Genomic DNA, 20689 nt, shown 5'->3' with positions numbered 1-20689 from the left:
TTGCCTGATGCCGATACCGCGCGCGGCAAACCCGCAGCATTATGCGCCTGCGTCCATGCCGATGGGTACATTCGGACAGCCATGCGGACGCGCGCCTACAATAATGCGCACAGAAACGCGCCGATCCACCATGCCCTTTTCCTCGCCCGCCGCCTTGCCGCCCGCCGAGCTCGCCGACATTCCCCCCGAGTTCGAGCCGACGCCCGCGCACCCGATCCGCGTGCGCTCGCGGCCCATGGCCGCCGGCGTGCGCATTGCGCGGCACACGCATGCATGGGCGCAGCTTGCTTACGCGTCGCGCGGCGTGCTGCGCATGGCAACGCCCGGTACGACCTGGATGGTCCCGCCTTCACGGGCGATCTGGGCTCCGCCGTTCGTCACGCACGAGGTGGCGATCGTCGAAGATGCGTTCCTGCGCACGCTTTATGTCGATGCCTCGGTCATTCCGCCCGGGCTCGACGCCTGCCGCGTGGTGGAGGTGTCCGGTCTGCTGCGCGAGGCAATCGCCGCGTTCGACGAACGCGGCATCGACCCCGCGCGCGAGCGCCTGCTGGGCGCCGTGGCGCTCGACGAAATCACGCGCTCGGCGCCGCTGCCGCTCTCGGTGCCGATGCCAGAGGAAAAGCGTTTGCGCTCGCTCTGCGAGGCGCTGCTCGCCGATCCCGCCGGACCGGGTTCACTCGAATACTGGGCGGCGCACGTGGGCGCGAGCACACGCACGATCGCGCGACTCTTCCGGCAGGAGCTCGGCGTGAGTTTTTCGCAGTGGCGCCAGCAGGCGATCCTCGCGCGTGCGATTCCCCTCCTGAACCAGGGCAAGCCGATGGCCATTGTGGCCCATGAGCTGGGCTACCAGAGCCAGAGCGCGTTTTCGGCGATGTTCCGACGCGCGTTCGGCGAAAGCCCGCGTGCGTTCATTGCGCGCGGGACAGGCGAGCGGGAATCGCGCCCGCATGAAGACGACATGGCGACCGACACGCCAATCGGGGCAGCACCTCCGGGACCCGGCACGGCACAGCACGACGTTTGAGCAGGCGCGGCTGGCCAAGCGCTGGAGCGCTATAGCCTTGCTTCGCGCGGAGATCTCGTGAAATTCGTCAGACGGGCCGCGTCATGTGACGGATCGAGCCAAGGCGCGCGAGGCGCGGCCCCGCCACCCGGTAGCCCATGCGCAGATAGAGCCGCGCCGCGGGATTGTCGACGAACACGCGCAACTGCAATTCGCGCAGGCCTCGCTCGCGCGCCCAGCGATGCGACATGTCGAGCAGGAAGGTCCCCGCTCCGTTGCCGCGGTAGCCCTCGGCGATCTGCACGTCGCGTATATGCAGCGAGTCGGCCTCTTGCGTCACGCGCAGCACCCCAATGGCCTCGCCATCGATTTCGAGGATGAAATTCTCCGATTCGCGGTAGCTGGCCAGGAAGAGGTCGCCGCGCCAGATCAGATGATGACGCACGTAATAGCCGCCCATGTTCCGGCGCGTCAGCGACTCGGCGAACTCGAAGTCGTCCATGGTGGCGTGACGCAACTGGAAGCGCGACGGAATGTCGTTCGGTGCGAACATGGCAGGCAACGCGGCAAAACGCGAAATACGAAGTTCCGACAACGCTACGATAACGCGCCGGCTCAGGCAATGGCCGTTTGTCCGTATCCGCGTGGCTGCGGCGTGGAGATGGGAGAGAGAAATAGAAAAAGCCCGCTGGAAATCCAGCGGGCTTTGATTCTGGCGGAGCGGACGGGACTCGAACCCGCGACCCCCGGCGTGACAGGCCGGTATTCTAACCGACTGAACTACCGCTCCAGTCCTGCTTTGCTGCACCGGCGGTCGGTTAGAACCCGCTGGCGGCGTCGCCCTGCTGCTCGCATTACTACTTGTGGCGCCGCATTTTATTTTGGCGTCCCCTAGGGGATTCGAACCCCTGTACTCACCGTGAAAGGGTGATGTCCTAGGCCTCTAGACGAAGGGGACAACACAGGCTTGCGCCTTGAACCACATTCCACCCGATACACTGGGCAGATCGAATCTGGCGGAGCGGACGGGACTCGAACCCGCGACCCCCGGCGTGACAGGCCGGTATTCTAACCGACTGAACTACCGCTCCAGTCCTGCTTTGCTGCACCGGCGGTCGGTTAGAACCCGCTGGCGGCGTCGCCCTGCTGCTCGTATTACTACTTGTGGCGCCGCATTTTATTTTGGCGTCCCCTAGGGGATTCGAACCCCTGTACTCACCGTGAAAGGGTGATGTCCTAGGCCTCTAGACGAAGGGGACAACACAGGCTTGCACCTATAACACTTCAACTAAAAAGCCCGCTCAACATTTCTGAACGGGCTTCTATCTGGCGGAGCGGACGGGACTCGAACCCGCGACCCCCGGCGTGACAGGCCGGTATTCTAACCGACTGAACTACCGCTCCAGTTCGACATAGACAGATGGGCGTCGGTTGATTCCCACCTGCTGCCTCATCGATATCGTTACGATTTGCTCGATGACGCTCATGTCTGGCGTCCCCTAGGGGATTCGAACCCCTGTACTCACCGTGAAAGGGTGATGTCCTAGGCCTCTAGACGAAGGGGACATAATCTTTTCAGATAATGCCTTGCTACACTTTACTACGCTGTTCTGTTGGTGGAGGTAAGCGGGATCGAACCGCTGACCTCTTGCATGCCATGCAAGCGCTCTCCCAGCTGAGCTATACCCCCTTGCAGAACAGAAGCGAGATTTTAAACATCAATTTCGCTTTCGTCAAGAGCGTTTCGAATCTTTTTTTCATCGCTTCGAGGTTTCTGCGAAACATCGTTGCTTGATTCGACCACTCTTTGCGTGAAACTTACCGCTGTTTCGCGCTCCGTATTCAACGGAGCCCGAATACTACAAGAACTCCCGCTCCAGCGCTAGTGCCAGAGCAAAAAATCTTCAAATATTTTTACGCGTCCCCTTTCAGGCGCCCTTCGCAAGGCCCTGCTCGATGCGGCTCACGACCACATCACGGCCGAACAGCGCGAGCACCGCGTCGATCGCCGGCGTGTGCGTCGTGCCCGCCACGAACAGGCGCACCGGCATAGCGAGTTGCGGCATCTTCAGCTTGTGCGCGCCCAGCGTCGTCTTGAAGGCGGCCGAAATGGCCTCCCGGGTCCACTCCACGCCCTTGAGCGCGCTCGCGAGGTCGGCAAGCGCCGGACGCACGGCGTCAGTTACGTGCTGCGCCAGCGCATCCGTTTCGGGCTGCGGCTCGCGATAGAACATCATCGCGCTCTCGACGATTTCCTTGATGGTCGTTGCGCGGTCCTTGAAGAGCGCCACCACGCCGTCCAGCGCCGGCCCCTTCGCCAGCGCTGCCTCGTCCACGCCCAACGCCGCGAAGAACGGCTTCGAGAGCTCGGCGAGGCGAACGTTGTCGACTTCCTTCAGGTAGTGGTTGTTGAGCCAGTTGAGCTTGTTGTGGTCGTACTGCGCCGGCGATTTGCCCAGATGGTCGAGATCGAACCATTCGACGAACTGTTCGCGCGTGAACACCTCCGCATCGCCGTGCGACCAGCCGAGGCGCGCGAGGTAGTTCAGCACCGCCTCCGGCAGGTAGCCGGCGTCGCGATAACCCATCACGCTCATCGCGCCGTGACGCTTGCTCATCTTTTCGCCCTGCTCGTTGAGCACCGTCGGCAGGTGAGCATAGACGGGCGGCTCGGCGCCCAGCGCGCGCAGGATGTTGATCTGGCGCGGCGTGTTGTTCACGTGATCGTCGCCGCGAATCACATGCGTGATCTTCATGTCGATGTCGTCCACGACCACGCAGAAGTTGTAGGTCGGCGTGCCGTCCGGGCGCGCGATCACGAGGTCGTCGAGCTCTTCGTTCGAGATTTCCACGCGGCCCTTCACGGCGTCGTCCCATGCGACCACGCCCGTGAGCGGGTTGCGAAAACGCAGCACCGGCTGCACGCCCGCGGGCGGCGTCGGCAGGACCTTGCCGGGCTCCGGGCGCCACGTGCCATCGTAGCGCGGCTTTTCGCCCGCCTCGCGCTGGCGCTCGCGCAACGCGTCGAGTTCTTCGGTCGACATATAGCACGGGTACACGAGGCCCTGATCCTGCATCTGCTTGAGCACTTCGCGATAGCGGTCCATGCGCTGCATCTGGTAGAACGGGCCCTCATCGAAATCGAGACCGAGCCATTGCATGCCTTCGAGGATCGCGTCGACCGCTTCGGTACTCGAACGCTCGAGATCGGTGTCCTCGATCCGCAGCACGAAGGCGCCCTTGTTGTGGCGCGCGAACGCCCACGGATAAAGCGCGGAGCGAATGTTGCCGAGGTGGATGAAGCCGGTCGGGCTCGGCGCAAAGCGGGTACGGACGGGGGTCGTGGTCATGTGCGAATACTCGAGGACGGTGCCGCCCGGCGACCGTCAGGCGCCGCGGCGTGCTCGATACGAGCGGCGCAGCAGGCGAACTACAGTCGACGGTGGGCGGCGAAGGTTCGCGCAGGCGTGTAGCCATGGCGATGCGGGCTCGGAAGCAGCGCGGCGCAGCGCGACACGGCAAGTGCAAGACGCGAACGGAAAACCGGGAAAATTAGAGACGGGATTATACCCGCCGCGCACCGGTTCGGCCGCGCATGGGGGAAAGCGCCGGGCGCATCCGCGAGGCGCAGAATGCCCGGCCGTTGTCGATCCGTCGCATCGGGATTCGCCGACACATCGCGTTACACGCACACAACGTAAGCGCGCATGGCTTTGCCTTATCATGTCGGCGCGCTGGCGCCCTCGCCGGCGTGGCCCCGCATGGCCTCAATCGCGGGCCGCAAGAATAGACGCGGTGTGCACCACACGAGAGTCGCCTTCGCGCGCGCCGCCTGGAGAATCTGCTTGAAACCCAGTTCGAAGCCGGATCTGAAGCCGCGCCTGAATCCCGACCAGCAAACGGACCCACAACGGGGCCAAAAACCGGACCGCCACCCCTCGCCGCTTTCATTGAGCCGCCGCCATTTCTCGCTCGCGGCCGCCTCCACGGTCCTCGCCGCCTGCACCACCGCGGGCACGCAAACGACCGACAACAAAAGCGTCACCGCCACTCCACCCCCGTCCGCGAAAACACAGCGCCCGATTCGTGTGGGCCTTGCGCTCGGGGGCGGCGCTGCGCGCGGATTCGCGCATATCGGCGTGATCAAGGGCCTCGAGGCGCGCAACATCCAGGTCGATCTGATCACGGGCACGAGCGCGGGCTCGGTGGTGGCCGCGCTCTACGCCTCGGGCTTGAATGGCTTTGCGCTCAACAAGCTGGCGCTAACGATGGATGAAGCGTCGATCAGCGACTGGGCCATGCCGTTTCGCAACCGCGGCATCCTGCAAGGCGTGGCGCTGCAGAACTTTCTGAACACGACACTGCGCGACCGCCCGATCGAAAAGATGGCCAGGCCGCTAGGCGTCGTCTCGACCGATCTGCGCACCGGGCAGGCGATCCTGTTCCAGCGCGGCAACACGGGCATTGCTGTGCGGGCTTCGTGCAGCATTCCGTCGATTTTCGAGCCGGTCCGCATCGCGAGTCACGAGTACGTGGACGGCGGCCTCGTGAGCCCGGTGCCGGCCTCGTTCGCGCGCAAGATGGGCGCCGATTTCGTGATTGCCGTGGATATTTCGTCGCGCCCGGAAACGGCGCCCACGCAAAGCCAGTTCGACGTGCTGATGCAGACCTTCACGATCATGGGCCAGTCGATCAAGAACTACGAGCTCGAGAAATACGCGGACATCGTGATCCGCCCGAACCTCAACGCCATGTCGAGCAGCGACTTCACCCAGCGCAATGCCGCGATCCTCGCCGGCGAGGAAGCCGCCGCAAAGATCTTTCCGGAGATCGAACGCAAGCTGGCTGCCGCACGCACGGCGACAGCCTGAGCGACGCGATAAACGGCCATCCAGAAACAAGAAAGCCTGCTTCAATGAAGCAGGCTTTCTGTCACACCCGTGTTGCACCCGACGGCGATTAGTTGCCGCCGCTGCCGTCGAACTGCGCGCTCACGCGCTGCTTGAGGCCTTGCTCCTGATCCGGCGTAAACGACGCTTCGACGCGACGCGCGCCCGTGAAGCGCTTTTCCCAATAGCCGTTGTCCAGATCGTCGACGCGAATCGTGCTGCCAGTGGACGGCGAGTGCACGAACTTGTTGTCGCCGATATAAATGCCTACGTGCGAGAACGTGCGGCGCATAGTATTGAAGAACACGAGGTCGCCGGGCTTGAGGTTGCTCATGCTCACCTTCTCGCCCACGCGGCTCATTTCCTCCGCGCGGCGCGGCAGGTTCATGCCGAGCGTGTCCTGGAACACGTAGCGCACGAAGCCGCTGCAATCGAGGCCCGAGTCCGGCGTGTTGCCGCCCCAGCGATAACGCACGCCGATCATGTTCAATGCGCCCACTACCACGTCGCCGGCCTTGCCAGCCATGCCCGATAGAAATGACTTGGCGCCGCTTTGGGCCGGAGCCGGTGCGGCAGAAGTCTGCGACGGGTTTTGAGCAGCGGAAAGCGACTGGGAATTCGCCGAATTTATCGTCGAATTGCTGGGTGAAAATGAGACGTTCTGATTGAAACTGCTTGCTTCGTCGGCGAACGCGCCGTTAGCTGCAGCCATCAGTGCGCCGATGAACATCCCGGCGACGACGCGCGTGCAAGCCTGGGTCAGGGATCGGTGCTGCATGGGTCGGAATAAATTGCCCGTAAATCAGGGAGTTAGAAGAAAAGTTTGGACGATAGTAGCCAGTAAGTATTTGTGTGTCAAAACAAATAGAAAAAAACAATTACGATGCGGACCTCATTGGTGAATTTCACCAAAAAATACCCTTAAGTTCCGCGATCGTTCATCGATCAAGCGCGGCTTTCAGCAACTTTCGCGTGTAAGGGTGAGCAGGCTCGTCAAAGATTCTTGTTACATCTCCGGTCTCGACAATCGCGCCGTTCTGCATGACGGCGACACGATGCGCCATCGCACCGATGACCTCGAGATCATGGCTGATGAACACGTAGCCGAGATTGTATTTGCGTTGCAAATCAGTCAGTAATCGCAATACTTGCTGCTGGATCGAGACATCGAGTGCGCTGGTGGGTTCGTCTAGCACGATCACGCGCGGCTCCAGCACGAGCGTTCGCGCAATCGCGATGCGCTGTCGCTGGCCGCCGGAAAACTCGTGCGGGTAACGTTGCAGAACCGTGCGGTCGAGACCCACTTCCCGCAATACGGATACGATGCGCTTGCGACGCTCCTCACCAGACATATCGGGCCGGTGCAGCGCCAGCCCCTCACCTACGATGCGCTCGATGGTTTGTCGGGGCGAAAGCGAACTGAACGGGTCCTGGAAGACCACCTGCAAGTGCGAGCGCAGCCCGAGCTTGTCGCGGCCCTGATAGCTCGCGATGGGGCGTCCCTGGAACTCGATCGCGCCGCCCGCGGTGCGTTGCAGACCCAACATCGCCATCGCCAGCGTCGACTTTCCCGACCCCGACTCGCCGACGATGCCAAGCGTCTCGCCCTGGCGCACCGAGACGCTCGCGTCGTCGACGGCGCGAAAGCGGCCGCGCCGCCACCAGCCCGTAAAGCCCGGCAGCTTCGTGGCGAAATCGACGCTCACGTCTTTCGCTTCGAGCAGCACCGGCGCGATCGGCAGCACTGGCAGCACGTTGCGCTCGGGCCGGCTGGCAATGAGTCGCTGCGTATAGGGATGCTGCGGCGCTTCGAAGATTTGCTCGACGCTTCCCGTCTCCACAAGCCGGCCCTTCTCCATCACCGCCACGCGCTGCGCGAAGCGGCGCACGAGATTCAGGTCGTGCGTGATGAGCAGCACCGACATGCCCCCGCCAGGCTTGCCCGCCTCCTCGCGCTGCAACTCGCGCAAGAGTTCGACGATCTGTCCGCGGATCGTCACGTCGAGCGCCGTGGTGGGCTCGTCCGCCAGCAACAGGCGCGGGCGGCACGCGAGCGCCATCGCGATCATCACACGCTGGCGCTGGCCGCCCGAAAGCTGATGCGGATAGCTGAACAGCCGCCGGCGCGGCTCGGGAATGCCGGTGCGCTCGAGCAGCCCCGCCGCGCGTTCGTACGCTTCCTTCTTCGTCACGCCATCGTGCAGCACGATGGTTTCCGCAATCTGCTCGCCAACCGTATAGAGCGGATTGAGCGCCGTCATCGGCTCCTGGAAGATCATCGCGATTTCGCTGCCACGCAAGCCGCGCATGGCGCGCTCGCTCTTCGCGAGCAGATCCTCGCCGTCCAGACGGATCGCACCCGAGATGCGCGCGTCGCTCAGCAGCCGCAGGATCGCGAGCGCGGTCACGGTCTTGCCCGAGCCCGATTCGCCCACGAGCGCCACACGCTCGCCACGTCCGATCGAAAGCGCGACATCGTCCACGGCAAGTGTCTCGCCAAAGCGCACGCTCAGATGCTCGATCGAGAGCAGCGGACCGGTAAGCGCGCCGATATCGTTTGGCAATGCGCTCACTGGTTGCCTCCGGCCTTCATCGCGTCGGAGATGCGCGTGTCGAGCGCATTGCGCAGCGCGTCGCCCATGAACGTGAGCAGCAGCAAGGTGACGACCAGCACGCCGAACGTCGACATCGAGATCCACCATGCGTCGAGATTGCCTTTACCTTGCGCGAGCAATTCGCCAAGGCTCGGCGTCGGCGGCGGCACGCCCAAGCCTAGAAAGTCGAGACTCGTGAGCGCGAGGATCGAACCGCTCATACGAAACGGCAAGAACGTGATGACGGGCGTGAGGCTGTTGGGCAACACGTGGCGCCAGATGATCTGCCAGTTCGAGAGCCCCATGGCGCGCGCGGCGACCACGTAATCCTGATTGCGATTGCGCAGGAACTCGGCGCGCACGTAGTCGGAAAGCCCGATCCAGCCGAACAGCGAGAGCAGCACGATCAGCAGGATGAAGCCCGGCTCGAAGATCGACGCGAAGATGATGAGCAGATAGAGCTCGGGCATCGCGCTCCAGATCTCGATCAGGCGCTGCCCGACAATGTCGACGCGCCCGCCGAAGTAGCCCTGGATCGCCCCCGCCAGCACGCCGAGCAGCGTGCCGATGGCGGTCAGCACGAGCGCGAACTCCACCGAAACGCGAAACCCATACAGCAGCCGCGCGAACAGATCGCGCCCGCTCGCATCCGTGCCGAGCCAGTTATCGCGTGACGGCGGCGCCGGATTCGGCACCTTCGAAAAATAATTGAGCGTGTCGTAGTAGTACGGATTCGGCGGATAGATTGCGAAGTTACCGGGCGCGTCGAAGCGGTGGCGAATGTACGGGTCGAGGTAATCGGCGGACGTCGGGAAATCTCCTCCGAAGGTCGTCTCCGGATACGACTTGAAGAGCGGGAAATAGAGATGTCCGTCGTAGCGCACCACGAGCGGCTTGTCGTTGCACCAGAGCGGGCCCGCGAGACTCGCTGCGAACGCGATCACGAAAACGATCAGGCTCCAGTAGCCGAGGCGCTGCTGCTTGAAGCGCAGCCACACCCGGCGCGCGGGTGTGGGCGATTTGAAAGCGCGTACGCTTTCGGTGCGCAGTTCGGGTTCGGCGCCGGCGCGGGTTCGGTTCAACTCAGCGCTCCAGTTGTTCGAATTGAATGCGGGGGTCGACCCACACGTAGCAGAGATCGGAGATGAGCTTGGTCAGGAGTCCGATCAACGTGAAAAGATAGAGGGTGCCGAGCACGACGGGATAGTCGCGCCGCACCACCGACTCGTAGGACAGCAGGCCGAGGCCGTCGAGCGAAAACAGCGTTTCGATCAGCAGGCTGCCCGTGAAGAACGCGCCGATGAATGCAGCCGGAAACCCGACGACGAGCGGCAACAGCGCGTTGCGAAACACGTGCTTCCACAGCACGGTGCGCTCGGACAGGCCCTTCGCGCGCGCGGTCAGCACGTACTGGCGGCGGATCTCTTCGAGAAACGCGTTCTTCGTGAGCATGGTCACGACCGCGAAACTCCCTACGACGGAGGCCGTGACCGGCAACGTGATGTGCCACAGGTAGTCGAGAATCTTGCCGCCGAGCGAGAGCGTGTCCCAGTCGTCGGAAGTCAGATTGCGCAGCGGAAAGAGTTGCAGGAAAGTGCCGCCGCCAAACAGCACGAGCAGCAGCACCCCCAGCACGAAGCCCGGTATTGCATAGCCGATCAGCACGATGAGGCTCGTGACGAGATCGAAACGCGAGCCGTTGCGCACCGCCTTGGCAATGCCCAACGGCACCGATATCAAATAAGTGAGAAAGAAGGTCCACAAGCCGATGCTGATCGACACCGGCAGCTTGGAGATGATAAGCGACCACACGCTCTGATGGCGAAAGTAGCTCTGCCCCAGATCGAAGCGCGCAAAGCGGCCGAGCATCAGGAAATAGCGCTGGAGCGGAGGTTTATCGAAGCCGTATAGCTGCTTGAGCTGCGCGATCTGCTGCGCGTCCACGCCCGAATGCGCGCGCATGCCGAAAGGCATGCCCTGCTCCGCGCCGCGCTTGAGTTCGCGCACCGCCTGCTCGACGGGGCCGCCCGGCACGAACTGGATCACCGCGAACGTCAGCGTAAGCACGCCGAGCAGCGTCGGGATCATCAGCAACAGGCGTTTGACGATGTAGCTCCACATGATTTTTCGTGTCCGCAAGGAAGGTCGGGCATCTCAGTGCTGCGGCGCGTGCGCACCGCCAAGCCACCACGTCGAAATGATCCAGTCGACCGCGCCATAGTACAGCGGCAGCTTCGCCGGATAAGCCAAGGTGTTCTTGTACGCCACGCGGTGCGTCGCGCTGTACCACTGCGGCACGACATAGTAGCCGTGCATCAGCACCCGGTCGAGCGCATGCGCGGCGTCTAGCAACTGCTCACGCGTTTGCGCGAGCATCAACGCCTTGAGGATCGCGTCGACGGCCGGCGACTTCAGGCCGATCAGGTTGCCCGAGCCGGGCTCGTCGGCTGCCTTGCTGCCAAAGCGGTCGACTTGCTCGGCGCCCGGCACCTGCACGTCGGGGAACTTGATCGTCGTAATGTCGAAGTCGAAGGCATCGAGCCGCTTCTGATAAAGCGCGAAGTCCACCGAGCGATAGTTCACCTGGATGCCGAGCCGCGCCAGCGCCTTCGTGTACTGCGCCATGATCGGCGCCCATTGCGCGGCGGCGCTCGTGTCGTCGAGCGCCTCGATCACGAACGGCTGCCCCTGCGCGTTGCGCAGCGCGCCGTCGCGCCAGGTCCAACCCGCCTGCGCGAGCAGCGCACGCGCCTTGAGCAGATTCGCGCGTTGCGAGCCGGGCGGCTTGGTGCTCGGCTGCACAGGCGGCGGACCGAATACAGAGGGATCGAGCTGCTTGCGCCACGGCTCGAGCAGCGCGAGTTCGCCTGGCGTGGGCAAACCCTTCGCCTGCAAATCCGTGTTCACGAACCAGCTGTCGATGCGTTTGTACTGGCTGTAGAACAGCATGCGATTGAGCCACTGGAAGTCGAGCGCGAGATCAAGCGCCTCGCGCACGCGCACGTCCTGGAACATCGGCTTGCGCAGGTTGATCACATAACCTTGCATGCCGGTGCCGTTGTGCTGGGGGAACTCGCGTTTGATGAGTTCGCCGCTGTCGAACTTCTTGCCTACGTCGCGGCGCACCCAGTTGCGCGCCACGTATTCGACGAGCGCGTCATACTCGCCCGCCTTGAATGCCTCGAGGCGCGCGACATCGTCCGAATAGAGCTTGTAGACGATGCGCTCGAAGTTGTGGGTTCCCACGCGCACAGGCAGGTCCTTGCCCCAGTAGTCGGGATTGCGCTTGTACGTGATCGTGCGGCCGTTCGAGTAACGCTCGATCACGTACGGGCCGCTGCCGATCGGCTCTTCGAACGCGATCTGGTCGAACGCGATGCGCGTGCCGTCCGCATGCAAGCCCCATTTGTGCGAGAACACCGGCATGCCGCCCGCGATGAGCGGCAACTCGCGATTGTTGCTGTGGAACTCGAAGCGGATTGTGGCCGGGTCCACCACCACGGCGCGCACGATTTCGCTGAAATAAGCCTGCATCGACGGCGCCGCCTGACGGCTCTTGAGCATGTCGAGCGAGAACTTGACGTCGGCCGCGGTAACCGGATCGCCGTTCGAAAAATGCGCGCGCGGATTCAAATGAAACGTTACCGACAAGCGATCGGGCGCGATGCGGATATCGTCGGCGAGCAAGCCGTACGCCGACGCCACTTCGTCCATGCTGCCCGTCGTCAGGCTCTCGAAAATCATGCCGAGGCCCGGCGCCGAGTTGCCGCGCATCGTGAACGGATTGAACTTGTCGAAGCTCGTGAGCCGGTCGGGGTTCGCGAGCACCAGGGTGCCGCCCTTGGGCGCATCCGGGTTCACGTAATCGAAGTGCTTGAAATCCTGCGGGTACTTCGGCTCGCCGTATTGCGCAATCGCGTAGACCGCTTGCGCCGAAGGCATGGCCGCAAATACAAGCGTGAGCGCGGCGGCCAGCATGCGCCAGCTTGCCCGGCCAGCCCAACCGGTACACAGCCGCGTGCCCCCCCGATCAGGACTCCAGCCAGGAACCGTTGCCCCACGCGCCGTGCGCGCTCTCCTGTCTCGCGTTCCTGTCGTCATAGAAAGGGATTTGTCCGGGGTGCCGTGTCAATTGTGAGAGAATTCTACCCAAACCACGCGGCGCCGCCTCTACCGGCGCCCGGTGCATTGAACCTGTTCAGGAGAATTCATGGGCTTCCTCGCTGGCAAACGCATTTTGTTGACCGGCCTGCTGTCGAACCGATCGATCGCGTATGGCATTGCGCAAGCATGCAAGCGCGAAGGCGCGGAACTGGCGTTCACGTACGTCGGCGAGCGCTTCAAGGACCGCATTACCGAATTCGCGCAGGAATTCGGCAGCAACCTCATTTTCCCCTGCGATGTGGCCGACGACGCGCAAATCGAAGCGCTCTTCACGGACCTCAAGCAGCACTGGGGCACGCTCGACGGCCTCGTCCACTCGATCGGCTTCGCACCGCGCGAAGCCATCGCAGGCGACTTTCTCGACGGCATGACGCGCGAGAACTTCCGCATCGCCCACGATATCTCGGCCTACAGCTTCCCCGCGCTCGCCAAAGCCGCGCAACCGATGCTCGCGGCCAACGCCTCGCTCCTCACGCTCACCTATCTCGGCGCGGAGCGCGCGATCCCGAACTACAACACGATGGGGCTCGCGAAGGCCTCGCTCGAAGCGAGCGTGCGCTACCTCGCCGTATCGCTCGGCGCCAAGGGTGTGCGCGTGAACGGCATCTCGGCCGGCCCGATCAAGACGCTCGCGGCAAGCGGCATCAAGAGCTTCGGCAAGATCCTCGACTTCGTCGAGCACAATGCGCCGCTGCAGCGTAACGTAACGATCGAGCAAGTCGGCAACACGGCCGCGTTCCTGCTCTCCGATCTGGCGGGCGGCGTGACGGCGGAAATCGTTCACGTCGACGCAGGCTTTAACGCCGTGGTCGGCGGCATGGCGGGCCTCGGCGAATAACGTGCCGCCAGGCCCTGCCCGCACCTCGTTGCGCTGGCAACCGTAGCAAGTAAAAAGCCGCCCTCGGGCGGCTTTTATTTTTGACCTCGTTCTGGTCCATCACGGCGCGTACGAACTGGCTTAGTGCCAATGCCCCGGAGGGCCGCCATGATCGCGGTCATAGTGACCTCGGCCGTGGTCGTAACCGCCGTGATGGCGATACCAGTCGTCGCGGTCCCAGTAGCGACGACCGTCCCAATAGCGGTTGCCGTACCAGCCGACCACGACGGCCGGGGGCGCCGCATAGACAGGCGCGGGCTGATAAACCACCGGGGGCGGAGGCGGCGGAACGTAGACCGGTTGCGGCGCGACGTAAACCGGGGCCGGAATTCCGATATTGACGCCCACGCTCACGCCAGCCATAGCCGTACTCGATGCACCGATAGCCAGGCCCGCGACCAGCACTGCAACAACACGAGCGAACTTCATGAACTCACCTTTTGAGGTTGATGTTTTGTTGGGGCCAATATAGCGCAGGCTCCCGGGCCACATATTTCAACATTGTAATAACTGATGCACAAAACCACCGTGAGTTCGCTCGCGTAACGTCTGGTTACACCCGAGGCAAGAGCGGGTCAAAATGGACTTTGCGCTTTACCAGTCCAATAACGGGCAAGCGCCGCGACGCCGGCAAAGACCCATCGAAGAACGCAACCGCGCGCAGCAAGCCGCCAGCGTGGCAGCCGCCGCGCTCACGTTCGGGAAAGCCGCGCGCAAGGTTCATGAGGAACTGAAGCCCGGCTGGAAGAACGAGAAACACGCCGCGCAGTGGATTTCGACGCTGGAGAACTACGTGTTTCCGAAGATCGGCGACAAGCCGCTAGACGCGATTACGCCCGCCGACTGCGCCGAAGTGTTGCGGCCTATCTGGCTGGAGAAAGCCGAGACCGCCAGCCGGACCCGCCAGCGGATGCACGCCGTCTTGCAGTGGGCCTGGGCGCACGGCCATATCACGGCTAACCCGGCAAGCGTGGTCTATCACCTTTTGCCGAAGCAGAATGCGAAGAAGGAACACCAGCCCGCAATGCCATGGAACGATCTTCCTGAATTCGCGAAGGCGCAGCTTCGCGATATTGAAGCCGCAGACAGCACCCTCGCCGCCCTGCTTTTCGCGATCCTCACGGCGGCGCGCAGCGGTGAAGTACGCGGCGTGACGTGGGGTGAGTTTGACCTTGACTCCGCCGTGTGGACGATTTCCGGCTCACGAATGAAGGCAGGAGAGCCGCATCGCGTTCCGCTCTCGTCGGTGGCGCTTGCGCTCATCAAACGGCTCAAGGAGGCGAAGCGGCACGAAACGTTAGTGTTCCCGTCGCCGCGCGGAAAGGTGCTATCGGATATGACACTTACCGCGCTCCTGCGCCGCGTGAAGGCAAAAAGCGATACGCCGGGGCGCGTCGCAACGCTGCACAGATTCAGAAGCTCGTTTCGCGATTGGGCCAGCGAACACGGCTATGCTCGCGACTTGGCCGAGCGTACGCTCGCCCATACCGTCGCGAACAAGGTTGACGCGGCCTACCATCGCACAGACCTTCTGGAACAGCGCCGCCCAATGATGAAAGCGTGGGCGACGCATGTGTGCGGCGCATGGGCGAGCGATTGAGAAATCGCCAGGAAATGCAGGTACAAGAAAGCCGACTCGCGGGCGCCGGTTTTTTCAAATACGTGACCGTGAATACAACCGTTACGACTTTGGTTCCTGCGTCACCGACATATATTGTTTGATATCAGGCTGGCCGAGCGCTATCAGGTTGAGCATGGCAACGCCAAGCCGCCGTGCAAACTCATCATCAAGCTTAAAGTCATGCTCATCGAACAGAATCGGCATTTCGATTTTCCCGGCAACTAGCGGCGCAAGCTTGGCGGGGTCAACAGTTTGAACCGTCAATTGCTGGCGATCCTCGGAGTAGCTCAAAACAACGGAGTAAGGGGGATGCTTTGCCATCAATAACCTCTGCATTGTTGGTAATTCTGAAACGCGTTTTGCTTACACAATGCGATTCCGCGTGCACCGCCCATCGGGCCTCCGAGAGCGTCACACAAATCCAAATCCCGCTCATATTGTGAGATGCATTCGGCTTCGTCTGCCTCACTTACGCCACGCGCCGCCATCGCCAACACACTATCACTGTCCGTTGAAGCGTCGGAATACTCGAACGGCTCTGCATCGCCAAGCGGTGTCGAATCATCGGTCATGCTTTCGGCAAGGTCCGGCGTATCGTCCCCGCCGCCGAGCAAAGCGCCCACCGCTGATTCAATGAAACCGGGCAAGCCAAAACCATCGTCACCCCTGGCCGGTACACCAAGATTGGGCTGCGTATTGAGCGTTGCATTCACGACCCCAGCGCCCAATGGGGGAAGCTCGCCGTTGGCCCGCTTGAGCGCTTCGAATTCGAAGGAGGTGTAAACCTTGGGCGGGTATCCGCCACCGCCACTCGTCGCGGGCCAGCGCTGCGGCGCGAAGGCTGGTGGCGCGACGCGCGGCACGCCCCAGTATTCGCGATTCACGACCGGCACAAGCTGGCCGGATGCCACCGCAGCGCACAGCAGTTCCCGGACGCTCGCGTTATCGGTTGGCAGTTTCCAGTGGGCCAGCGTCAGGGTGTCACGGACAAACGTCTGAACATCGTGCAGCGCCTTTGCGCCGGTAATCGTGCGCAAATCCCAATCCGGGCGGAAATGATGTGCAAAGCCCGCCCGGTCATCCGCGAGTTGCTTGAGCCGGTCTTTCTCCCACAACTCGCTCTTGTCCACTTCACTCGAGGGCCGCGCATTCCACGAATAAGCAGAATTGTCCCGGCCAGCATTTGGGTACAGCGCGCGAGCCGACAGATTGCAGTAGCCGCGCCCCCAAGCCGTCAGCTCGTAATACTGCGGCCCCGGAATGAGCGCGCATTGCCATCCGTTTTCGAGCGGCACAGAGAGGGTATTCCACATCGTCAGTCCGTCACCCATCCTCTTTTCGGGCTTTCAGCGTACTCTGCATTCGCGAGCCAATTTGCAAAACGAGGTCTGGATATTGAGCGCCCGCAAATGTGCTCCGCTGCCGGGGCAGAGTTATCGCCCGCAGGATAGCTGGCGGCCCGTTCGATTCGTTGATTGAAACTCAGCCGCTACCAGAAAAGTCCGCGCGGGCCTCAGCTTCCAGTCCGGCGCGACGCGATAGATGATCGTGCGATGCCTTCGAAGCGCCTGGGGCTCGGCAATGCCCCAGGCGTCCGCCGCATCGTCGTCTCTTATCGTGACCCTCTGAGCATACGCTTCCCCCTCCCCGGGCTCTTCGTCCCATCCCCGCTCCCACGCCGCGCGCCGTATCGTCGCCTTCAGATGTCCGGCCATCACGGCATTCTCCAGCGCCGTCTGCGCTGTATGCACCGATGTAATGCCATGGCTGTCGGTTCAATTTGTTTCCCGATTCCTGAAGAGCCGCCGGCTATCGTCGATGGAGTGCGAATCATATCCGGCGATCAACGCCGCCGCGTCCTCAACACTGAGAGGATCGACCAGGCTCCACAACGGTTTGATATCCGTGAACGAGGGATGGCCCACACTGCCTCCCGAGAGATGATGACCACAGGAAAAAAACGCCCTTGCAGTCGAAGCCTTCTTGATGTCGTTCGTGAGAATCCCGCGAATGTCACGGACTAGACACGGATTCTAGTGGACTATGGCGGTCGCAAGCGGAAGCGAGTTTTTGCCCGATGATGTGCTGCGCGATGGGCCGAGAAATGGAAAAACCCCGTAAGTCCTTGAACTTACGGGGTTTCCACCGCCATCTCTGGCGGAGACGGAGGGATTCGAACCCTCGATCCAGGTTTTGGCCCAGATGCTCCCTTAGCAGGGGAGTGCCTTCGACCTCTCGGCCACGTCTCCCGAAAACTTCGTTCGCGCCAGGGAGGCAGCGCAACGAAGCAAAGATAATAGCGGGTTCGAGCGTTCTGGTCAATTTTTAAGACGCACTTTTTTCAAACTTTTTCGTGCGCCCACTCAATTGCCAGTCATACCCGAGTCATAACGACACCGGCTCAGGCCTGCTCGAGCTCGAATGCCTTGTGCAGCGCGCGTACCGCCAGTTCCATGTACTTCTCGTCGATCAGCACAGAGATCTTGATTTCGGACGTCGAAATCATCTGGATGTTGATGCCCTCTTCCGAGAGCGTGCGGAACATCTTGCTTGCCACTCCCACGTGCGAGCGCATGCCCACGCCGACCACGGAAACCTTCGAGACCTTCGCGTCGCCCAGCACCTGCTCGGCGCTCACGTGACCCTTCACCTGGTTCGTGAGGATATCCATCGCGCGCTGGTAGTCGCCGCGGCCAACCGTGAACGTGAAGTCGGTCTTGCCGGCCACGCTCTGGTTCTGGATGATCATGTCGACGTCGATATTCGCGTCCGCCACCGGGCCGAGAATCTGATACGCGATGCCCGGCTTGTCGGGCACGCCCATCACGATGATGCGGGCCTCGTCGCGCTGGAACGCGATACCCGAGATGACTGCTTTTTCCATGGTCTCGTCTTCTTCAAAGGTAATCAGGGTGCCCGACTTCATTTCCTCGTCGAGGTTCATCGCCGGGTCGGTCAGGCTGGAGAGCACGCGCGTCTTCACCTGATACTTGCCCGCGAATTCCACCGAGCGGATCTGCAGCACCTTCGAGCCGAGGCTGGCCATTTCCAGCATTTCTTCGAATGTGATGCGATCGAGCCGGCGCGCGTCGTCCACCACGCGCGGGTCGGTCGTGTAGACGCCGTCCACGTCGGTGTAGATGAGGCATTCGTCGGCATTCAGCGCAGCGGCGACCGCAACCGCCGAGGTGTCCGAGCCGCCACGCCCGAGCGTGGTGATGTGGCCTTCCGGATCGATGCCCTGGAAACCCGTGATCACGACCACCTTGCCGGCATCGAGATCGGCCAGCACGCGCTCGCCGTCGATGTCGTTGATGCGCGCCTTGGTGAAGGAGCTGTCGGTTTTGACCGGCACTTGCCAGCCGGTGTAGCTGATGGCGTCCACGCCGGCTTCTTGCAGCGCGATCGACAGCAGACCGACGCTCACCTGTTCGCCGGTCGACGCAATCATGTCGAGTTCGCGCGGGCTCGGCTGCGGCGAAATCTCTTTCGCGAGGCCGAGCAGACGATTGGTTTCGCCGGACATCGCCGAGGGCACGACGACCATCTTGTGGCCGGCCTTGTGCCATTTGGCGACGCGCTTGGCAACGTTCTTGATGCGCTCGACCGAGCCCATCGAGGTGCCGCCGTATTTGTGTACGATGAGTGCCATTGTCGTTCTGAACTGGAGATGTTACCGCGCTGGCGCACCGAAGACGGCTCGCCCGGTACCGTTCAGACCGCGCGAAGGCTTGGCGCGTGCAGCACACGCGGAATTTGCCCGGGCGGCCACGAGGCAGCCGCACCGGCATCGTGGAGATACTGATACGTGCTCGCGCGCCCTGCCCGCATACCGCTACGACGTCCTTGCAATCGTCGGATACCGCTGAAGGAGACATCGCGTCCTGGCACGGCATGCGCCGCTTTTGGCGGCGTCCGTGAACGCGAAAAAGCGGGCTGGACAAACAAGTTACCCTACCCGATCAAAGTCAAAATTACAAGGCAAAATTGGGCCGCAGGGGGCGAAAAAGGCTTGTGCGGCAAGGATTTGCGCTGGCGCATTCGCGCTGGCGCGCTTACGCAATCAGCAAATCCGCACGCCATTCGATGCGCCGCCAGCGTGACGCACCGCCTTGCGCGCCAAACGCCGAGCGGTTCACGCCGATCCGGGGCACGAACAGCAGTGTCTCGCCGACGTAAAGCAACGGCACATCGCGCTCCCACGCCGGCACGCCGCGCGCCTGGAACAGATTCTTGAGCGTGCGGCTCACGTTCGCGGCCTCGTCGCGCAGGCGCTCGCCACCCTCTCTCGCACGCGCCACAAGCGGACGTTCGCGCAATACGGATTCGGGGACGGCATCGGGATCGCTCGCATCGGCGGGTGCGAAGACGTAGCTGCCCCGCCATGACGGCAGGCGCCAGACTTCCTCGCCGCGCCAGTTCATGCTGACGGGCGCGCGCCCGGCGCGCTCGCCCGCCACTGGATCCTCCGCCCCTGCAAGCGCCGTTTCAGCTCGCGGCGCTTCCCATGACACGCGGCCCCGATAGCAGCGCAGCGTGCGTCCGGCGTGATCGACCCGCAGCGCATGGCCCTCGCCCTCGCGCGCGATCTCGCGCAACTGGCGCAGCGCGTCGGCGAGTCGCGCCGCCGATGCCGCAGGCAAGCCGTGCGAGCGCATCCAGTAGCGCAGCAGATTGCGCGCGCGCGCGTCGTCTAACGCAACCAGCGCGGCATGCGAGAGCGTGCCAGCGTCATCGTGCCCGGCCTCGTGCAAATCGATTCGTGCGAGGTCGTCAAGCAGGCGCTGCGCGGACGCAGCATGCATGGCCGTGCGCGCAAGCGCATCGCGAAAACCGGGGAAATGCGCCGAAAGCGCAGGCAGCACGTCATGGCGCAATGCGTTGCGCGCATAGCGCGTGTCCGCGTTCGATTCGTCCTCGACCCAGTGCAGGTGATACGCGCGCGCATAGCGCTCCAGTTGCACGCGCAACAAATGCAGCAACGGCCGCACGCGCGACGCAGCACCCGCCATCTCGCGCGCGGGCGCCATCGCGGCGAGTCCCGCCAGCCCCGCGCCGCGCAGCAATTGCAGCAAGACAGTTTCGGCCTGATCGTCGGCGTGCTGTGCAAGCCACAGCGACCGCACACCGTGCGCTTCGCACATTGCATCGAGTGCTTGGTAGCGCGCCTCGCGCGCCGCCGCTTCCACCCCCATCGCACCCGCGGCGCCTGTCCCATCCTCGCGCGCGAGCGTCACGCACCGCGCGTCGAACGCCACGCCATAGGCGCGCGCCGTCGCCTCGCAATGCGCGAGCCAGCGATCGGCGTTCGGGCTCAACCCATGATGCACATGCAGCGCCACGAGCCGCGCCGCGCCCGCCGTGCGCACCGCCGCGTCGAGCAGCACCGACGAGTCGAGACCGCCGCTGAACGCAACGGCGATGCGCGCATCGGCGGGAAGGCTGGAAAGCACAACGCCGAGCGCATCGAGAACGATGCGCCCGGCGTCGGATTCGGGATGGTCGGTCACGGCATGACGGCGCCTCTCGCGCCGG

Annotated in this window: 16 protein-coding genes and 8 tRNA genes; 4 read left to right on the top strand and 20 right to left on the bottom strand. The window is 63.0% G+C overall.

Translation table 11 applies throughout. The features are described 5' to 3' along the window. Positions 1-130: 130 nt before the first annotated feature. On the top strand, positions 131-1030 hold the full coding sequence (locus tag NH14_RS25600; RefSeq protein ID WP_084225829.1) for an AraC family transcriptional regulator: 900 nt from the start codon (positions 131-133) through the stop codon (positions 1028-1030). A 67-nt stretch (positions 1031-1097) separates the two neighbouring features. Here the strand turns inward: NH14_RS25600 and NH14_RS25595 are convergent, their stop codons facing one another. The 9 genes from NH14_RS25595 to gltX form a co-directional block, all read right to left on the bottom strand. Next, positions 1098-1562, bottom strand: a complete 465-nt coding sequence (locus NH14_RS25595; RefSeq protein WP_035532019.1) for a GNAT family N-acetyltransferase — start codon at positions 1560-1562, stop codon at positions 1098-1100. A gap of 160 nt (positions 1563-1722) precedes the next feature. After that, positions 1723-1799 (bottom strand) — tRNA-Asp (locus NH14_RS25590). 92 nt (positions 1800-1891) lie between these two features. Further along, positions 1892-1967: transfer RNA gene (locus tag NH14_RS25585), tRNA-Glu, on the bottom strand. A gap of 56 nt (positions 1968-2023) precedes the next feature. Then, positions 2024-2100, bottom strand: a tRNA-Asp gene (locus NH14_RS25580). Positions 2101-2192: 92 nt separating this feature from the next. Next, positions 2193-2268: transfer RNA gene (locus tag NH14_RS25575), tRNA-Glu, on the bottom strand. A 68-nt stretch (positions 2269-2336) separates the two neighbouring features. Beyond that, positions 2337-2413, bottom strand: a tRNA-Asp gene (locus NH14_RS25570). An 86-nt stretch (positions 2414-2499) separates the two neighbouring features. Then, positions 2500-2575, bottom strand: a tRNA-Glu gene (locus tag NH14_RS25565). Between the two features lie 48 nt (positions 2576-2623). Then, a tRNA-Ala gene (locus NH14_RS25560) sits at positions 2624-2699 on the bottom strand. Positions 2700-2937: 238 nt separating this feature from the next. Continuing rightward, positions 2938-4359, bottom strand: coding sequence for a glutamate--tRNA ligase (gltX, locus tag NH14_RS25555; RefSeq protein WP_035531941.1), 1422 nt, complete (start codon positions 4357-4359; stop codon positions 2938-2940). A 411-nt stretch (positions 4360-4770) separates the two neighbouring features. On the opposite strand from gltX, the gene NH14_RS25550 reads away from it, so the two are divergent. Next, positions 4771-5880, top strand: a complete 1110-nt coding sequence (locus tag NH14_RS25550; RefSeq protein WP_084225837.1) for a patatin-like phospholipase family protein — start codon at positions 4771-4773, stop codon at positions 5878-5880. Between the two features lie 88 nt (positions 5881-5968). On the opposite strand, the gene NH14_RS25545 is transcribed toward NH14_RS25550, so the two are convergent. The 5 genes from NH14_RS25545 to NH14_RS25525 all read right to left on the bottom strand — a co-directional run bounded on the left by NH14_RS25545 (position 5969) and on the right by NH14_RS25525 (position 12470). Then, positions 5969-6676, bottom strand: a complete 708-nt coding sequence (locus NH14_RS25545) for a C40 family peptidase (protein WP_035531942.1) — start codon at positions 6674-6676, stop codon at positions 5969-5971. Between the two features lie 160 nt (positions 6677-6836). Beyond that, positions 6837-8471 (bottom strand): ABC transporter ATP-binding protein, encoded by a 1635-nt coding sequence (locus NH14_RS25540; protein ID WP_052148400.1) that lies wholly within the window; start codon positions 8469-8471, stop codon positions 6837-6839. Then, positions 8468-9574 carry an ABC transporter permease gene (locus NH14_RS25535; RefSeq protein WP_035531944.1) on the bottom strand — a complete coding sequence of 369 codons (1107 nt, stop codon included), beginning with the start codon at positions 9572-9574 and terminating at the stop codon, positions 8468-8470. Before NH14_RS25535 ends, NH14_RS25540 begins: the two co-directional genes overlap by 4 nt. A gap of 1 nt (position 9575) precedes the next feature. Further along, positions 9576-10613 carry a microcin C ABC transporter permease YejB gene (locus NH14_RS25530; RefSeq protein ID WP_035531945.1) on the bottom strand — a complete coding sequence of 346 codons (1038 nt, stop codon included), beginning with the start codon at positions 10611-10613 and terminating at the stop codon, positions 9576-9578. Between the two features lie 33 nt (positions 10614-10646). Then, positions 10647-12470, bottom strand: a complete 1824-nt coding sequence (locus tag NH14_RS25525; protein ID WP_035531947.1) for an extracellular solute-binding protein — start codon at positions 12468-12470, stop codon at positions 10647-10649. Positions 12471-12702: 232 nt separating this feature from the next. Here NH14_RS25525 and fabI point away from each other — a divergent pair, with 232 nt between their 5' ends. Beyond that, the gene (gene fabI / locus NH14_RS25520) at positions 12703-13494 is read left to right on the top strand and encodes an enoyl-ACP reductase FabI (RefSeq protein ID WP_035531948.1); all 792 of its coding nucleotides are present in this window, start codon (positions 12703-12705) and stop codon (positions 13492-13494) included. A 120-nt stretch (positions 13495-13614) separates the two neighbouring features. On the opposite strand, the gene NH14_RS25515 is transcribed toward fabI, so the two are convergent. Continuing rightward, positions 13615-13962: a hypothetical protein gene (locus NH14_RS25515; protein WP_035531950.1), complete on the bottom strand. Its 348-nt coding sequence runs from the start codon at positions 13960-13962 to the stop codon at positions 13615-13617. Between the two features lie 247 nt (positions 13963-14209). On the opposite strand from NH14_RS25515, the gene NH14_RS34030 reads away from it, so the two are divergent. Next, positions 14210-15133 (top strand): tyrosine-type recombinase/integrase, encoded by a 924-nt coding sequence (locus tag NH14_RS34030; RefSeq protein ID WP_244143474.1) that lies wholly within the window; start codon positions 14210-14212, stop codon positions 15131-15133. A gap of 81 nt (positions 15134-15214) precedes the next feature. On the opposite strand, the gene NH14_RS25505 is transcribed toward NH14_RS34030, so the two are convergent. The 5 genes from NH14_RS25505 to tilS form a co-directional block, all read right to left on the bottom strand. Beyond that, positions 15215-15475 carry a hypothetical protein gene (locus NH14_RS25505; protein ID WP_035531951.1) on the bottom strand — a complete coding sequence of 87 codons (261 nt, stop codon included), beginning with the start codon at positions 15473-15475 and terminating at the stop codon, positions 15215-15217. Continuing rightward, a complete protein-coding gene (locus NH14_RS25500; protein WP_052148402.1) occupies positions 15475-16485 on the bottom strand; it encodes a hypothetical protein in 1011 nt (336 codons plus the stop codon). Before NH14_RS25500 ends, NH14_RS25505 begins: the two co-directional genes overlap by 1 nt. Before the next feature lie 824 nt (positions 16486-17309). Then, positions 17310-17403 (bottom strand) — tRNA-Ser (locus NH14_RS25495). Positions 17404-17555: 152 nt separating this feature from the next. After that, the gene (locus NH14_RS25490) at positions 17556-18806 is read right to left on the bottom strand and encodes an aspartate kinase (protein ID WP_035531955.1); all 1251 of its coding nucleotides are present in this window, start codon (positions 18804-18806) and stop codon (positions 17556-17558) included. Between the two features lie 403 nt (positions 18807-19209). Continuing rightward, on the bottom strand, positions 19210-20664 hold the full coding sequence (gene tilS / locus NH14_RS25485) for a tRNA lysidine(34) synthetase TilS (protein ID WP_035531957.1): 1455 nt from the start codon (positions 20662-20664) through the stop codon (positions 19210-19212). Positions 20665-20689: the final 25 nt, after the last annotated feature.

The sequence above is a fragment of the Paraburkholderia sacchari genome (assembly GCF_000785435.2).
In the GTDB taxonomy this organism is placed as follows: Bacteria; Pseudomonadota; Gammaproteobacteria; order Burkholderiales; family Burkholderiaceae; genus Paraburkholderia; species Paraburkholderia sacchari.
This window is presented reverse-complemented; position numbering and strand designations above follow the sequence as displayed.

Excerpts from the sequence above, each read along its gene's own strand:
- NH14_RS25600 (WP_084225829.1), top strand. The coding sequence starts at position 131 with ATGCCCTTTTCCTCGCCCGCCGCCTTGCCGCCCGCCGAGCTCGCCGAC.
- NH14_RS25595 (WP_035532019.1), bottom strand. The coding sequence starts at position 1,562 with ATGTTCGCACCGAACGACATTCCGTCGCGCTTCCAGTTGCGTCACGCC.
- gltX (WP_035531941.1), bottom strand. The coding sequence starts at position 4,359 with ATGACCACGACCCCCGTCCGTACCCGCTTTGCGCCGAGCCCGACCGGC.
- NH14_RS25550 (WP_084225837.1), top strand. The coding sequence starts at position 4,771 with ATGGCCTCAATCGCGGGCCGCAAGAATAGACGCGGTGTGCACCACACG.
- NH14_RS25545 (WP_035531942.1), bottom strand. The coding sequence starts at position 6,676 with ATGCAGCACCGATCCCTGACCCAGGCTTGCACGCGCGTCGTCGCCGGG.
- NH14_RS25530 (WP_035531945.1), bottom strand. The coding sequence starts at position 10,613 with ATGTGGAGCTACATCGTCAAACGCCTGTTGCTGATGATCCCGACGCTG.
- NH14_RS25525 (WP_035531947.1), bottom strand. The coding sequence starts at position 12,470 with ATGCTGGCCGCCGCGCTCACGCTTGTATTTGCGGCCATGCCTTCGGCG.
- fabI (WP_035531948.1), top strand. The coding sequence starts at position 12,703 with ATGGGCTTCCTCGCTGGCAAACGCATTTTGTTGACCGGCCTGCTGTCG.
- NH14_RS25515 (WP_035531950.1), bottom strand. The coding sequence starts at position 13,962 with ATGAAGTTCGCTCGTGTTGTTGCAGTGCTGGTCGCGGGCCTGGCTATC.
- NH14_RS25505 (WP_035531951.1), bottom strand. The coding sequence starts at position 15,475 with ATGGCAAAGCATCCCCCTTACTCCGTTGTTTTGAGCTACTCCGAGGAT.
- NH14_RS25500 (WP_052148402.1), bottom strand. The coding sequence starts at position 16,485 with ATGGGTGACGGACTGACGATGTGGAATACCCTCTCTGTGCCGCTCGAA.
- NH14_RS25490 (WP_035531955.1), bottom strand. The coding sequence starts at position 18,806 with ATGGCACTCATCGTACACAAATACGGCGGCACCTCGATGGGCTCGGTC.